The organism is uncultured Sphingopyxis sp., from assembly GCF_900078365.1.
In the GTDB taxonomy this organism is placed as follows: domain Bacteria; phylum Pseudomonadota; class Alphaproteobacteria; order Sphingomonadales; family Sphingomonadaceae; genus Sphingopyxis.
Genome location: NZ_LT598653.1, coordinates 3,136,253 through 3,151,810, shown reverse-complemented (window position 1 = coordinate 3,151,810; position 15,558 = coordinate 3,136,253). Strand labels below are relative to the sequence as shown.

11 protein-coding genes are annotated in these 15,558 nt (G+C 65.7%); 7 read left to right on the top strand and 4 right to left on the bottom strand.

Annotation, left to right across the window (positions count from 1 at the left end):
* Positions 1–32 precede the first annotated feature (32 nt).
* Both QZL87_RS14615 and QZL87_RS14610 read right to left on the bottom strand, forming a co-directional pair.
* Positions 33–1,046, bottom strand: coding sequence for an NAD-dependent epimerase/dehydratase family protein (locus QZL87_RS14615; protein WP_295320714.1), 1,014 nt, complete (start codon positions 1,044–1,046; stop codon positions 33–35).
* On the bottom strand, positions 1,043–2,389 hold the full coding sequence (locus QZL87_RS14610; RefSeq protein ID WP_295320711.1) for a UDP-glucose/GDP-mannose dehydrogenase family protein: 1,347 nt from the start codon (positions 2,387–2,389) through the stop codon (positions 1,043–1,045). Before QZL87_RS14610 ends, QZL87_RS14615 begins: the two co-directional genes overlap by 4 nt.
* A gap of 312 nt (positions 2,390–2,701) precedes the next feature.
* On the opposite strand from QZL87_RS14610, the gene QZL87_RS14605 reads away from it, so the two are divergent.
* The 6 genes from QZL87_RS14605 to QZL87_RS14580 all read left to right on the top strand — a co-directional run bounded on the left by QZL87_RS14605 (position 2,702) and on the right by QZL87_RS14580 (position 12,519).
* Positions 2,702–3,967, top strand: coding sequence for an aldehyde dehydrogenase family protein (locus QZL87_RS14605; RefSeq protein ID WP_295320710.1), 1,266 nt, complete (start codon positions 2,702–2,704; stop codon positions 3,965–3,967).
* A 68-nt stretch (positions 3,968–4,035) separates the two neighbouring features.
* Positions 4,036–4,974 carry a hypothetical protein gene (locus QZL87_RS14600; RefSeq protein ID WP_295320709.1) on the top strand — a complete coding sequence of 313 codons (939 nt, stop codon included), beginning with the start codon at positions 4,036–4,038 and terminating at the stop codon, positions 4,972–4,974.
* A gap of 159 nt (positions 4,975–5,133) precedes the next feature.
* Positions 5,134–5,991 (top strand): UTP--glucose-1-phosphate uridylyltransferase, encoded by an 858-nt coding sequence (locus tag QZL87_RS14595; RefSeq protein ID WP_295320708.1) that lies wholly within the window; start codon positions 5,134–5,136, stop codon positions 5,989–5,991.
* Position 5,992: 1 nt separating this feature from the next.
* On the top strand, positions 5,993–8,170 hold the full coding sequence (locus QZL87_RS14590; protein ID WP_295320704.1) for a polysaccharide biosynthesis tyrosine autokinase: 2,178 nt from the start codon (positions 5,993–5,995) through the stop codon (positions 8,168–8,170).
* A 12-nt stretch (positions 8,171–8,182) separates the two neighbouring features.
* The gene (locus QZL87_RS14585; RefSeq protein ID WP_295320702.1) at positions 8,183–9,604 is read left to right on the top strand and encodes a hypothetical protein; all 1,422 of its coding nucleotides are present in this window, start codon (positions 8,183–8,185) and stop codon (positions 9,602–9,604) included.
* Between the two features lie 248 nt (positions 9,605–9,852).
* Positions 9,853–12,519: a TonB-dependent receptor gene (locus QZL87_RS14580; protein WP_295320700.1), complete on the top strand. Its 2,667-nt coding sequence runs from the start codon at positions 9,853–9,855 to the stop codon at positions 12,517–12,519.
* Positions 12,520–12,641: 122 nt separating this feature from the next.
* Here QZL87_RS14580 and lptG read toward each other — a convergent pair whose 3' ends face one another.
* Together lptG and lptF are read right to left on the bottom strand one after the other, a co-directional pair.
* Positions 12,642–13,742, bottom strand: coding sequence for an LPS export ABC transporter permease LptG (gene lptG / locus QZL87_RS14575; RefSeq protein WP_295320699.1), 1,101 nt, complete (start codon positions 13,740–13,742; stop codon positions 12,642–12,644).
* Positions 13,742–14,950 carry an LPS export ABC transporter permease LptF gene (gene lptF, locus QZL87_RS14570; RefSeq protein WP_295320697.1) on the bottom strand — a complete coding sequence of 403 codons (1,209 nt, stop codon included), beginning with the start codon at positions 14,948–14,950 and terminating at the stop codon, positions 13,742–13,744. The genes lptG and lptF overlap by 1 nt, the downstream gene beginning before the upstream one ends.
* A 132-nt stretch (positions 14,951–15,082) precedes the next feature.
* Between lptF and QZL87_RS14565 the strand changes: the two genes are divergently transcribed.
* Positions 15,083–15,556, top strand: coding sequence for a DUF2141 domain-containing protein (locus QZL87_RS14565; protein ID WP_295320694.1), 474 nt, complete (start codon positions 15,083–15,085; stop codon positions 15,554–15,556).
* The last annotated feature ends 2 nt before the right edge of the window (positions 15,557–15,558 follow it).

Below are 15,558 nucleotides of genomic sequence, written 5' to 3'. Positions count from 1 at the left end.
AACTCCAATCGCGCCCGGCCGGATTTCCCGGCTCAGGCCACCGCTGCCATCGGCCCTCTTCCACCATTTTCTATTTCGCCCAGATACCAGTCGACGAAACGCTCGATCCCCTGTTCGAGCGACACTTTCGGACTGTATCCGGTAAGCGCGTTGATCGCCGAGATGTCGGCATAGGTCGCGGTCACGTCGCCTGGCTGCATCGGCCGCATCAGCTTGACCGCCGTCCGGCCGAGCGCGCGTTCGAGCGTGGAAATCATGTCCATCAGCCCGACCGGATTGCAGTCGCCGATGTTGAGCAGCCGGTTTTCGCCAGCCGCCGGCGGTCTGTCGAGCACCCCGACGATGCCATCGACGATATCGTCGATATAGGTGAAATCGCGCGCCATCCGCCCCTCGCCGAACACTTCGATCGGCTGGCCGAGCAGGATTTTCTGCGCAAAGCCGTAATAGGCCATGTCAGGCCGGCCCCACGGGCCATAGACGGTGAAGAAGCGCAGCCCGCTGAGCGGAAGATGGTAGAGCGTGGCATAGCTCTGGCTCATCAACTCGCAGCTGCGCTTGGTCGCCGCGTAGAGCGAGACCGGCGCGGTGCAGGGCTCGTCCTCGCGGAAACCGGCGCCGCCGATCGGACGGTCGCCATAGACCGAACTCGACGAAGCATAGACGAGATGCTCGATGGTGCCCGCGTGGCGCGCCGCTTCGAGCACCGCGAGATGCCCTTTGAGGTTGCTATGCTCATAGGCGAAGGGGTTTTCGAGGCTGTAGCGCACGCCCGCTTGCGCCGCGAGGTGGACGATCCGGCGGATGCCGTTCGCTTCCACCAGCTCGCTCACAAGCCCCGGGCTGGCGATGTCGCCGTCGATCAGCCGGAAACCCACATTGTCCGCCAGCCGCGCGGTGCGCGCCTTCTTGAGCGCGACGTCATAATAGTCGGTGAAGCTGTCGAGGCCGATCACCCGCTCGCCGCGCGCGAGTAACCGCTCGGACACCGCATGGCCGATGAAGCCCGCGGCGCCGGTGACGAGGATGGGGCTCTCGTCCGTCATGCCGCGCGCCTTTCGTTCGAAAGCGCGTCCTCGATCAGGTCCGGCCGGCCGATGCCGACATAGCGCAGGCCCGCTTCTTCGGCCTGCGCGGGGCGATAGATGTTGCGCAGGTCGACGAGCAGCGGATCGGTCATCGCCGCTTTGAGGCGCGCGAGATCGAGCGCGCGGAACGCATCCCATTCGGTGACGATCACCGTCGCCGCTGCGCCCTCCGCCGCGGCGTAGGCGGAAGGGGCATAGTCCACGTCGCTGAGCACTGCCCTGGCCGCCTCCATGCCCTCGGGGTCATAGGCGCGCACCCTGGCGCCGGCATCCTGCAGCGCCTGGATGATCGCGATGGACGGCGCGTCGCGCATGTCGTCGGTGTTGGGCTTGAAGGTCAGCCCGAGCACCGCGACGGTACGGCCGCGGACCGGCCCGTCGATCGCCGCCAGAATCTTGCGGCCCATCGCGCGCTTGCGCTGTTCGTTGACGGCCACGGTCGCCTCGATCAGCCGCAGCGGCGCGTCATGATCCTGCGCGGTCTTCATCAGCGCGAGCGTGTCCTTGGGGAAGCAGGAGCCGCCATAGCCGGGGCCCGCATTCAGGAATTTGCCGCCGATCCGCTTGTCGAGCCCGATGCCGCGCGCGACCTCCTGCACATCGGCGCCGACCTGTTCGCACAGGTCCGCCATCTCGTTGATATAGGTGATCTTCATCGCGAGAAAGGCGTTCGCCGCATATTTGATCAGCTCGCTCGTGCGCCGCCGGGTGAAGACGATCGGCGCCGTGTTCAGCGACAGCGGGCGATAGACTTCCTCCATCGGCGCGCGGGCGCGCTCGTCCTCGATGCCGATGACGACGCGGTCGGGGCGCTTGAAATCCTCGATCGCGGCGCCTTCGCGCAGGAATTCGGGGTTGGAGGCGACGGCGAACTCGGCTGCGGGATTGCACTCGCGGACGATCCGTTCGACCTCGTCGCCGGTGCCGACGGGAACGGTCGACTTGGTGACGATCACGGTGAAGCCGGCGAGCGCCCCGGCGATTTCGCGCGCCGCGCCATGGACATAGGAGAGATCGGCGTGGCCGTCGCCGCGGCGGCTGGGCGTGCCGACCGCGATGAACACGACGTCGGCGGCGCCGACCGCCTCCGAAAGCTCGGTGGTGAAGTCCAGATTGCCCGCCGCGACATTGCGCGCGACCAGATTGTCGAGCCCGGGCTCATATATGGGAATGCCGCCGGCGCGAAGCCGGGCGATCTTGTCCGCATCCTTGTCGACGCAGGTCACATGATGGCCGAAATCGGCAAAACACGCGCCCGAAACGAGCCCGACATAGCCGGACCCGATCATTACGATACGCATACCGCGTTGCTCCCTATTTATATGAAGGCGATTTTGCTGCGCTTGCGAACAATCATCGCGCATGACCCCCGCGCGTCAACTTGCCAGCTTTGAAAAGAGGCAATTGAAAGGCGAAGCGAATGCTGCCGCAATCGCGATTCAAAATAGGACAAAATAGGGAAACGACCCCGGATTATAAGCAGATAACTCGCGGCTTCGGCTAAACGAAGGTTGGGCGATTTGGCTGCAATGCGACGAAACGCTTCGACTTGAACTTGCCACGCGTCGGCGTCGGATTAGAAGCTGGATACGATAAATTGCGGGAAGGGCAGGATGCTGGAAGCGCGACGTGCGGCATTCTTCGCCGACCTGCCGGTGTCGCCGGCCGTCCGCCGCGACCGGCTGGCGCGGGCGATGCGGATGATCGGGGAAAATGCCGGCGCGTTGTGCGCCGCGCTCGCCGCCGACCAGACGAATCAGGACGCCGAGTCGGCGCGGCGCACCGAAGTCGCGCCCGCGCTGGCGGTGTTGCGCGCGGCGCAGGGCAGCGTCGGGCGCTGGATGCGCCCCGAAAGCGACGGCGGGCTGCTCGCGCGGCTGGGCGGCGGCGACTATGTGGAATATCAGCCGGTCGGGGTGATCGGCATAGCGGCGCCGGCCGCGCTGCCGCTGCTCCACACGGCGGGTATCATCGCGAGCGCGCTCGCGGCGGGCAATCGCGTGATGCTGAAATTCGACGCCGCGTCGCCGCGGCTGGGCGACCTGGTCACCCGGCTGGCGTCCGGCTACTTCGACCCGCTCGAATTGGCCGTCATATCGGACGGCGTCTTTGCCGGCCTCGCCTTCGACCTGCTCGTGACCGGCGAGGAACAGGGCGACGGCGTGACGATCGCGCGCTCGGGCAAGTCGCCGGTCATCTTCGGACGCTCGGCCGATTTCGCCAGGGCCGCCGACAAGGTGATCGCGCGCAAGCGTGTTCGGGGCGGGCGCGTGCCGCTGGCGCCCGACTATCTGCTCGTGCCCGAGGAAGAGGAGGAGGCGATCGCCGGCTGGCTTTGGCGGGCGGCGATGCGGGCGGGGCCGAACGAAGCGCCGCCGGCCGATGCCGAGCAGCAACGATGGACGCGGCTGCTGGACGACGCCCGCGCGCGCGGAGGCGAAGTGATGACCGCGCACCCGCGCGGCACGGACATGCCGCTCCATATCATCCGCCACGCGAGCGACGACATGCGGGTGATGCAGGAAGAGGTCGATGGGCCGATCTTGCCGCTGCGCAACTATGCCCGGATCGAGGACGCGATCGCTGCGATCCACCGGCGCGCGCCGCCGCATGTCATCTTTTATTTCGGGCGCGACGCCGCCGAGCGCCGCCATGTGCTCGATCGCACCCTGTCGTCGGCGATCGCGATCGACGGGCGGGCGCCCTCTTTGGCGAAGGCGGGCGCGGGCATGACGCTGAATATCGGCTCGGGGGAAGCAGGTTTTCGTCGCTTCAGCCGGATCCGGCGCGTCTGCCGTCCGCCTTTCTTCGACCTTGCGCGCCGGTTCGCAATCAAGGGCGGCGGCGATCTTGCCGATGCGGCGCCCGCGCTGCGCTGATCCCGGACGCGCCACGCCGCGCCGCATCGCGCTCGCCATGTGCGGGCCCCTCCGCTTAACGCCGGGGCATGGCCGACATGTCTTCCCGCCGCGCCGCGAGCGCGGTCCAGATCGCCGCGGACGGCGAGCCCGTCTATGTCGTGCGCTCGGGCGGCGTCTATCGCCGCGTGCGCGCCCGCGACGTCGGCAACGGCCTGTTCCTGATCAACGAACCGGTCCGCGATGTGCGGATTTCCGACGTCAGGGTGGCGGGCGGCTACCGCGTCATCGAAAATACGGCGGCGCCCGATCTGGTGGCGGCGGGCGTCGCCGGACTCCATGTGCGCGGCGCGCGGGCGAGCGGCCTCGAACGCAGCTTTGCGCGCATCCGCTACGACAGCCATCACGGGGTGATCGAGGATGTCAGCGCGAGCGGCACGCTCGCCACCGGCTCGACCGACCTGCCCGTCGGCATCGGGTTTGCCGACACCGCGCATGATTTCCGCATCGAACGCTGTTTCATGCGCGGCTTTCAATGGAAGCGCCGCGACAGGCAATATTGGAACGGCGACGGCTTTTCGACCGAGCGCGGCAATGCGCGCTTCCTGTTCCGCCAATGCGCCGCATGGGACAATAGCGACGGCGGGTTCGACCTCAAATCGACCGAGACATTGCTCGACGATTGCACGAGCGGCCGCAACGCGCGCAATTTCCGCCTGTGGTCGAGCATCCGCGCGACGCGGCTGATCAGCATCGATCCGATCAAGATCGGCGGGATCGGCGACACCAATCATTTTTCGATCATGGCGGTGAAAGGCGCGAGCGAGCCGCTCGTCATCACCATCGATCATCTGGTGGTGAAGAGCGACCGCGGCTGGCCGATCTTCGATGTCCACAACGGGCCCGCCCAGATCATCATCGGCTCGCACGACATCCAGGTGCCGCCCGGAACCCCGCTCGTCCGCTCGCGCAGCGGCGGGACGGTGCCGGGCGGCGTGTACTTCAAGGGCGACCCGCCGAAGCTCTGAGATAGCCCCGGCGCGCTTTGCACACGCTTCGACGCCGCGCTCTTGCTGCAATGCAGCGTAAGGGCGAAAACCGCTCCCGTCAGCACGTGGCGATCGTGTCTGCGGAATCCGAATACTGGTTTTTGGGGGGGAACCCAGTGACCAGCAAAGGGTGGAAAGATGCGAAAGATACGCAAGGCCGTGTTCCCCATTGGCGGCCTTGGAACCCGGTTCCTTCCGGCGACCAAATCCATGCCAAAGGAAATGCTGCCGGTCGTCGACCGGCCGCTCATCCAATATGCCGTCGATGAGGCGCGCGAGGCGGGCATCGAACAGTTCATCTTTGTGACCAGCCGCGGCAAGAGCCTGATCGAGGATCATTTCGATCACGCCTTCGAGCTTGAGGAGGCGATGGCGCGGCGCGGCAAGTCGCTGTCGTCGCTCGACGGCACCCGTCCGTCGCCAGGCGACATCACCATCGTGCGCCAGCAGGAGCCCCTGGGGCTCGGTCACGCCGTATGGTGCGCGCGCCGCCTCGTCGGCGACGAGCCTTTCGCGGTGCTGCTGCCCGACGATCTGATGGTCGGCGAGCCGGGCTGTTTGAAGCAGATGGTCGACGCCTATCACGACCTTGGCGGCAATTTGATCTGCACCGAGGAAGTGGCGGCCGACCAGACGCAGAAATATGGCATCGTCACCCCGGGCGCGCAGGCCGGGCCGATCACCGAAGTGAAGGGGCTGGTCGAAAAACCGGCGCCGGAGGTCGCGCCGTCGCGGCTCGCGGTCATCGGCCGCTATATCCTCCAGCCCGAGGTGATGGATGTGCTCGGCAGCCAGGAGGAAGGCGCGGGCGGCGAGATTCAGCTCACCGACGCGCTGGCGCGGATGATCGGCCAGCAGCCGTTCCACGGCGTCACCTTTGCCGGCAAACGCTACGACTGCGGCGACAAGAGCGGCTTCGTGACCGCGACGCTCGCGCTCGCGCTCGGCCGCCCCGACATCGCGCCCGCGGTGCGCGCCTTCCTGGCCGCCGCGTGACATGGATGCGCTTTCACGGCACGCGCCGCTTCGCCGGGAAGCGGGCATCGAGGTCGATCGCGGCGCGCTGATCGATCTCCGTCATGTCGGCGGGATTTTGCGCCGGCGATGGATGGTGCTGTGCGCGGCGATGGTCGCGGCGATTATCGTCGCCGCGGCCGCCTATCTCGTCGCCGAGCCGCGCTATCTGGCGACCGCGCAGGTCGCGCTCGAACGGACGGCCGAGCGGGTGATCGATGTCGATTCGGTGACTCCGACCGCCGATCCCGACTCGGCGGCGGTCGATACCGAAGTGCAGGCGCTGCGCTCGCCCGAGCTGATCGGGCGGGTGGTCGACCGGCTGCGGCTCGCGCGCGATCCCGCGTTCAACGAGGCAGCGGGGCAGGGTGCCCCGGCGGCGCAGCCCGATCTCATCGGGCGTCAGCGCGCGATCGGCACTCTGCTCGGCGGCCTGACGGTGAAGCGCGACGGCCTCTCCTATGCGATCAGCGTGTCCTATGAGGGGAATACGCCGGCGCAGGCGGCCCGGATCGCCAACGCACTCGTCGACGACTATGTCGCGGGCCAGGCGGGTTCGAAGGCCGAGGCGACGCAACGCGCGCAAGGCTTTCTCGAAAAACGGCTTGAGGATCTGCGCACGCAGGTGCTCGGCGCCGAGCGGGCGGTCGCCGACTATCGCGCCGCGCACGATCTTTTCGCCGTTTCCGAAGCGAGCACGGTGACGCAGCAGGAATTGTCGGGCCTTTCGACGCAGCTCGCGCAGGCCAAGGCGGAAAATGCGGCGGCGCAGGCACGGCTTTCGGCGGCGCGCGCGCAGCTGCGCGGCGGGCGGAGCGGCGAGGAACTCGGCGACTCGCTCGATTCGCCGGTGGTCAGCCAGCTCCGCGCCCAGCGCGCCGAGGCGGCGCGCGAGGTGGCGGCGCTCGAAAAACGCTACGGCCCGCGTCACCCGGCGCTGATCCAGGCGCAGAACCAGCTCCGCACCGCCGACCAGCATATCGCGGCCGAAGTGCAGCGCATCGTCGCCAACGCCTCGATCCAGGCGAGCATCGCCAGCCAGCGCGCGGCGTCGCTCGCGGGCTCGGTCGCGCAGACGCAGGGCAAGCTCGCGAGCGACAATGAGGCGTCGGTGCGGCTCGCCGAGTTGGAGCGCAACGCCGAATCGGCGCGGACGCTCTATCAGGCCTTTCTCGACCGCTATCGTCAGACGGTCGCGCAATCGGGGCTCGAACGCAGCGATTCCTATATCGTCAGCCGCGCGCGCGTTCCCGGCGCGCCCAGTTCGCCCAACATGCTGATCTATGCGGCGATGGCCGTGGTCGGCGGGCTCGGCATCGGCGTGCTGCTCGTCGTGCTGCTGCAATTGCTCGAGCGCGGGCTCGAGACGAGCGACGCGATCGAGGATGCGCTGGGGCTGGCGACGCTCGCCTCGATCCCCGATGCGCGCACGCTGCCCGGCTATCGCAAGTCGGGCGTGCCGGCGCCGCCCGCGGAGCTGCCGGTCAAGCGGCCGCAATCGACCTATGCCGAGGCGTTCCGGACCCTGCGCACCTCGATCCAGTTCGCCGAGGCCGCGCAGCCGGTCCGCGTCGTCGCGATCACCTCGGCGGTGCCGGGCGAAGGCAAGACGACGACCGCGATGGGCCTCGCCCGCGCGATGGCGGCGGCGGGCGGCAAGGTGCTGCTGATCGACGCCGACGCGCGCCGACGCGCATCGAGCCGGCAGTTCGCCGAGGGCGTGGAACTCGGGCTCGACGAAGTTCTGGCGGGCGAGGCGACGCTCGATCAGGCGATCGTCAAGGACAGCCTGTCTGACGCCTGCCTGCTGCCGCAACGGCTCGATTCGAAGGGCATCGGCCTGACGGAAAGTCCGCGGCTCGCCGAGCTGATCGAACAGGTGCGCGACCGCTACGACCTCGTTATCCTCGACACGCCGCCGGTGCTGCCGGTCGACGAGGCGCGCGTGATCGCCAGCATGGCGGACGGCGTCGTCTTCCTCGTGCGCTGGCGCAAGACGCCGTCGAAGGCGGCGTCGGTGGCGTTGCGACGGCTCTACGACGTTCATGCCGAAATGCTGGGCGCGGTGCTGACGCTGGTCGACGTGCGCGAGCAGGAGCGCGCCGGCTATGAGGATGGCGGCACCTTCCTCAAGGCGTACCGCCCCTATTATGCCGACTGACCTGTCGCTGCCGTGACCGCGCAGGCGCTGCCCTATGGTCCGGCCTTCGGGCTCGGCATCTTGATACCCGTCACGCTGCTGCTGCTCGTTCCGCTCGTCGTCGCGGCGCGGCGGGCGGGCAGCGTGGCGGGCGCGTTCGTCGTGGTGGCGCTGTGGCTGCGCACCACCGCGGGGGCCTATCATCTCTATATGTTCCAGCCGCTCGCGGGCGGGCTTTCGGGCAATGCGCTGCTCTCGATCGCGGTGACCGGCTTCGGGCTGCTCTTCGTCGTGCGGCCCGCCAATCTGGCGCTCAAATGGCTGCTGCCCGTCCATGCCCTGATCCTGCTCGCGCTGCTGAGCGCCAGCCTCAACGGCGATCTGGTGGGCGGCATCAACGTCGCGGTCAAATATGCCTATATGATCGTGATCCTGATTGCGGCCTTTCAGGCGCTGCGCCGCGATCCCGAGGCGCGCTTCCTGAACTGGGCGATGGTTTCCTTCCTGCCCTTGCTCGTCTTTCAGGCGCTGTCGCTGGCGCTCAATATGCCCAAGGGGGCAGAGGATGGCGACGGGCTGGTCTGGATCGGCGGCTATAATCACGAGGCGGCCTTTTCGGTCGCGCTGCTGACGGGGTTTCTGGTCGGCGGCCTCGCGCGCTCGGCGCCGCGCGCGGTGCGCACCGCCTTTCTGACCCTTACGCTCGTCGCGATCCTGCTCGCGGGCTACCGCACGACGATCCTCGCGCTCGCGCCGCTCGCGCTGGCGACCTTCCTCGGTGGGCTGACGATGAGCGTGCGGCGCGATCAGCGCGGGGCGATGGCGGTGACGGCGACCGTCGCGGGCGTGCTGCTCTTTGCGATCGCGGCGCTGTCCTACAGTCAGAGTTTCGCCGACCTCGCCGCCTTCCTCGCCGACCCGGCGGCGCTGATCAAGCCGCCGCGCGACTTCGACCTGCTCGAACGCCAGGTGATGTCGGGCCGGCCGCTGATCTGGAGCAGCTATATCTACGCCTGGGCCGATGGCACGCCGCTCCAGCATCTGTTCGGCCTGGGGCCGGAAAGCTGGGAGGGCGTGTTCAAGGTCTATCCGCACAACACGCTGGTGTCGACGCTCTACGAACTCGGCTGGTTCGGCGTGGCGGCGATGATCGCCCTGTGGACGGTGATGTTCGCGGCGGCGGCTTCAGCGCGCGGCGACCGCTTCCTGCTGATCGCCGCGCATTTCGCTTTCTTCCTGCTCAACATGGCGACGATGCCCTTCTGGCAGGTCGAGGGGCTGGCGCTCTATGGCCTGCTCTGCGGCTACACCGTCCATACCGCGCGCGCGGCGCGATGGGGCGCGGCGCCCACGCGGGACCGGCTTGCCTATGGTATATCGCACTTTCAGGACCGGCGAGGTCCCGAAAAACATCATCGAGCCTCGCCCCGCGCGGCCGGCGCGCGGCGAAGATAGCCGGCGATCAGGCGGGTCGCTTCTTCGACGAGCTCGTCCACGCGCCTTTCTTTTCAGGAGCATGGCACGCGCCCGGCCCATGTACACGAGGGGCCGCGGCGGGAGGCGCTTCGAATCGCAGACCAGGCTTGCATTTAATGACGGACAGTATACGATATATTGTAGGAGTTAACGAATCGAAGCAAAAGTGGGGAGACAGGGCAATGCGGATTAGATCGACGATTCTGTGTTCGGCGGCTTTCGGAGCGATGGCGTTCGGGTGCGTCCCGACGGCCGCGGCCGCACAGGAAGCGGATGGCGTCACGAGCGACGCCGAAGCAAGCGATGACGCGACCATCGTCGTCGTCGGCATCCGCGGCAGCGTCGAGGCGGCGAACGAGACGAAGCGCAATTCGAAACAGATCGTCGACTCGGTCGTCGCCGAAGACGTCGGCAAGCTCCCCGATAACAATGTGCCGGAGGCGCTGTCGCGCGTGACCGGCGTGCAGATCGACCGTGCCCGCGGCCAGGGGCAGAGCGTGACGATCCGCGGCCTTTCGGAGATTCAGACGACGATCAACGGCAACCAGACCAATCTGGGCGACGGGCGTTCGCTCAATCTCGCCGACATTCCGGCCGAGCTTCTGAAGCAGGTCGACGTCTACAAGACGCGCACGGCCGATCAGGTCGAGGGCGGGATCGCGGGCACCGTCAATGTCGAACTGCGCCGCCCGATGGACCTCAATCGCGGCTGGACGATCGCCGGCAGCGCGCGCGGCGTCTATGACGATATTTCGGAAAAGGTCAGCCCCTATGGCAGCCTGCTCGTCGCCAAGCGGATGGACGCGGGCGACGGAGAGATCGGTTTTCTGGTCAACGCCTCGTGGACGAAGAATTTCTACCGCGAGAATTATATTGAAAGTGAATCCCCGTTCGAGACGGTGATCGACGGCGATACCGTCGTGATTCCCTATCGCGCCCAATATGGGCTCGAATCGGGTCACGTGACGCGGCCCTCGATCAACGCGGTGCTGCAATGGAAGCCAAGCGACAATCTCGATTTCGTGCTTGAAGGCGGTTATCTCGGCTCGCGCGAGAAGCGTTCCGTCGAGCGGCTCTATGTGCAGGATATGCCCTTCCTGTCCGCCGACAGTTACAGCGACATCGAACTGATGCCCGACGGCCAGACGGTGAAGTCGCTGACGCTCACCAATCCGAACGGCATCCCCGCAGGCATCGACGCACAGTATAACTCGTTCCACTCGAACCTCTACACAACCAACTTCGAGGCGCACTGGCGCGGCGATCGCGCGCAGATCAATGCCAGCGTCCAGTATAACTGGAGCAACGAGGGCAATTATTTCGTCGAGCAGATATTGCGCCCCGGCGCGCTGACGTCGGCGACCGTCGATTTCGCCTCGGACCAGTATAAGGGCGGGGTGCCGTCGATCACCTTCAACGGCGCCGACCTTTCCGATGCCGACAGCTATGTCGTCGATCGCTTCCAGGACAATCGCGGCGGTTCGAAGAACAAGGAGTTCGCGGCGCAGGCCGACCTGACGCTGCAGCTCAGCGACGCGCATTTCCTGCGCAATTTTCAGGCGGGTTTCCGTTATAACCGCCGCCTTACCAGCCGCTATTACGGTTATCGCGACGGTTTTCCGCGTATCGGCGGCGCGCGCACCCCGCTCAGCGATTTTCCCGGTGGTGACAGCGCCAGCCTGACCGGACCCGATATCGCAGGCGTCGACAGCGCGTCCTGGTATCGTATCCCGGGATCGGTCGTACGCGACAATATCGATGCGATCCGCGCCTATATCCAGCAAAATGACCCCGGCAATGCCGAACGTTTCTCGAGCGAGTTCCCGCCGAGCGACCAGGGTCAGACCTTTGATTCGACCGAGAATAATTTCGCCTTCTATGGTCAGCTCAACTATGGCTTCGATGCGCTCGGCTTTCCGATCGACGGGTCAGCGGGCGTGCGTTACGTCAATACTTGGGGTAAATCGTTCAGCTTCAACTATCGCCCCGGCGACGCGTCGAATGGTTTCCAGGACATCGTCGAGGAATCGCCCGGTCGCGGGAATTATACCGACATCCTGCCGAGCGTAACTGCGCTGCTGCACTTCACGCCGAAGCTGCAATTGCGCCTATCCTACACCACTAACGTCCAACGCCCGAGCTTCTATAATACGCGCCCCTTCTATTTTGCCGAAACGCGCGCCAACCCGCCGGTCATTTTCGCGGGGAATCCCGGCCTCAAAGCGCAGCGCGAACAGGCTTTTGACGCCAGCGCCGAATATTATTTCGGTCGTGGCGGCCTGATTTCGCTCGCGGGCTATTACAAGAAGGCGACAGGCTTCCTTTATTACAGCCGCGAACCGGTCGAAAATCTCGCCGAATATGGGCTGCCGGGGCAGAGTGGTTTCGTCGAGCAATTGCGCAACGCCGGCGACGGCACTTTCGCAGGCATCGAGGGATCGGTGCAGAGCTTCTTCGACTTCCTGCCCGGCATCGGGAAGAATTTCGGCGTCAGCCTCAATGCCAGCCATATCCTGGAGGCACGCGTCGAATATCCCTATCCCGAGGAATTCCCCGGCGCTTTCGATTCACCCAATACGTCGAAATGGACCGCGAACGCCGCGCTCTTCTATGACACGCCGAAGTTCAGCGCGCGCGTCGCGTTCAACTATCGCTCGCCCTATCGCCTGTTCGTGTGGACGAACAATCCGGCTTATTCCTGGTATAATGACGACACCTACCGCCTCGACGCGGCGATCAACTATACCCCGGTGAAGTGGATGACGCTGTCGCTCGAGGGCGGCAACATCCTCGGCCACGACGTCTACCGTTATTTCGGGAAGGAAAAGCTGCTGCCGCTCGGCGTGCGTACGCTGGGGCGCACGGTGCAGGGAAGCGTCCGTTTCCGTTTCTGAACCATCAGGCGAAGAGGCTCGATGGGTCGCAGTGGGTCGCGGCGCGGAGGTGCCGCGGCCCATTGCCGTCTCGGGGAGGATGAGCGAAGGAAAGGGGGAAGCGGATTTTCCGCCTGCCGTCGCTACTCCTCGGTCCGGATCAAGATCATCTCGCCGATCAGCGCGAACAATATGAACGGCCCCCACGCCGCGAGGAAGGGCGAATAGGCGCCGAGGTCGCCCATCGCGAGCGCGAAATTGTCGGCGACGAAATAGGCGAAGCCCAGCCCCATGCCGATGATCGCGCGCACGAACAGCTTGCCCGAGCGCGCGAGCCCGAACGCCGCGACCGCGCCCAGCAGCGGCATCAATATCGCCGACAGCGGCCCCGAAATCTTGTGCCACAGCACGCCCTTCAGCGCGTCGACCGGGCGCCCCGCGGCTTCGAGGTCGTCGATCGCGGACTTGAGCTTCAGGAAGGGCAGCTCGTCGCCATCGACCTGCGCGAGCGTGAACTGGTCGGGGCGGACATTCTTCGCCGCGACGATCGTGCCCAAGGGTTCGAGCGTGCCCGAACGGCGGATGAAGCGCCGTGCGTTCGTCAGCTCCCAGCCGCCGCCCGCGAGGGCGCGCGCGCTGTCGGCGGACAGCATCGACGACAGTACGCCGCCGGTCCGCTCATAGATGGTGACATAGCCGAGGACGGTCACCGGCCCGCTGGTATCGACCGTCGTCGCGTTGATCAGATCGTCGCCGTCGCGAACCCAGATGTTGGTGCGTATCCCGCTATCCTTCGGCACCTTTTTATATTCGACTTTCTGCCACGCGCTGAGTGCGGCGGTCGAGCGGGTGACGATGCGTTCGTTGAAGGCGAAGCTGATCCCCGCGACGAGCAGCGCGGCGAGGAACAGCGGCGCGAGCACCTGATGCGCCGACATGCCCGCGGCCTTCATCGCGATGACCTCGCTGTTCTGGTTGAGCGTCACCATCGTCAAGATCGTGCCGAGCAGCACCGAAAAGGGCAGGAAGGTCTCGATGATCTGCGGCAGCCGCATCCCGACATAGCGCCACACGTCCGAATCGCTGTTGCCGGCCACGGCGAGAATCTTGCCGCTCTCGCCGAGCAGGTCGAGCGTCTGGAGGATCAGCACGAGCGCGAAGAGGATCGAGAAGGAGCGGACGAGGAACAGGCGGCCGACATAGAGCGCCATCGTGCGCGAGGGAAAAAAATGAAGCTGGTGCATCAGGTAAGCCGCTGCTTGCGCTGGAAGACGGCAAGGAGCGCGCGGATGCGCTGCGCCGCCTTGGCGGCGACACGTTCGAGTGCGCCGATCGGCTGCCCGCCGGGAACATGCGCGATCGTGTAATACATCCAGATCGCGAGCGCCGCGAAGAGCAGATAGGGAACCCACAGCGCGATCAGCGGGTCGATCGTCCCGCGCGCGCCCAGATCCTCGGCATATTGGTTGATCTTGTGCTGGGTGACGAGCAGCACGATCGACAGGAAGACGCCGAGCGACGAGGTCGATCGCTTCGGCGGCACCGCGAGCGCGACCGCGATCAGCGGGATCAGGAACATCGACATCACCTCGACGATGCGGAAGTGGAAATTCGCCCGCGATTCGAGGCGCGTCTGCTCGGGCTGGCTGCTGTCCTTGCCCGCGACGAACAGTTCGGGGATCGTCATCTCGCGGTCGGCGCCGCCGCGCAGGCGGAACGCTTCGATCTTGGGCAGCGGGATCGGCAGGTCGTGATTGTCGAAGGTCAGGACGCGCGGCACCGGAAATTTGGGCGATTCATGGATCAGCACGCCCTGCGACAGGCGCAGGATGATCGTGTTGGGATCATCGGTCGCGAGGAACTGCCCGCGCGCCGCGGTCGCCGACACCCGCTGTCCGTCGCGCTGCTCGCCGCGCACGAAGATACCGCGCAGGGACCGGCCGTCGTTATAGCTTTCCTCGATGCGCAGCGTCATGCGGTCGCCCAATTTGGTGAATTCGCCGACCTTGATCGACGCGCCGAGCGCCCCCGAGCGCAGGTCGAATTGGAGCCCTTCATAGGCGTAGCGCGCATAGGGTTGGATGAAGCCGACAACAGCAAGATTGAGCGCCGCGAGCGCGATGGCATAGGCGAAGGGCACGCGCATCAAGCGCCCGAAGCTCATGCCGACGCCTTTCAGCACGTCAAGCTCGCTCGACGTCGCAAGTCGCCGAAAAGCAAGAAGAATCCCGAGCATCAGGCCAATCGGAATACCGAGCGCGAGATATTCAGGGATGAGGTTCGCGAGCATTTGCCAAACGACCTTTACCGGCCCGCCTTCGACCGAGACGAACTCGAACAGGCGAACCATTTTTTCCAGGATGAGCAGCATCGACGCCAGAACCAGCGAACCCAGCATGGGAAAGAAGATGAGCCGCGCGATATAGCGGTCGATGGCAGGCAGCTTATTCAATCTTTCGTCGCCCCATCACCATGATTTGGCCGCAGTTGTTTCCGATATGCCGATTCAAGGGCGACAGGGACCCACGTCGGCGCGCGCTCAGCGTGTGCGGATGTGGCTATAGCCTCTGGAGGTTTTGAGGTCATGTCGAAATTTCTATCCGGGCTGCTTGGCGTTTCCGTGCTGGCTGTCGCCGCAACGGCGCAGGCGGAAGGCCGGGTCATCTCGAACGATCTGTCGCAGTGCAAAAGCGGTCCGTCGACGCTGGTCCAGATCAGCGGCGTCAAGGCGTCGACCGGCAAGATCCGCGTACAAAGCTATCGTGGCACCTCGGCCGACTGGCTGGAGAAGGGCCGCTGGCTCACCCGCACCGAAGTGCCGGCGCGCGCCGGGTCGATGACCGTCTGCGTCCCGCTGCCCGAAGCGGGCGTCTATGGCATCGCGGTGCGCCACGACGTCAACGGCAACGGCAAGACCGACCTCACGCGCGATGGCGGCGGCATGTCGAACAATCCCAGCATCAACATCTTCAACCTCGGCAAGCCGAGCTACAAGAAGACGGCCTTTTCGGTCGGGGATTCGCCGCGAACGATCTCCATCTCGATGAAATATATGTAAAG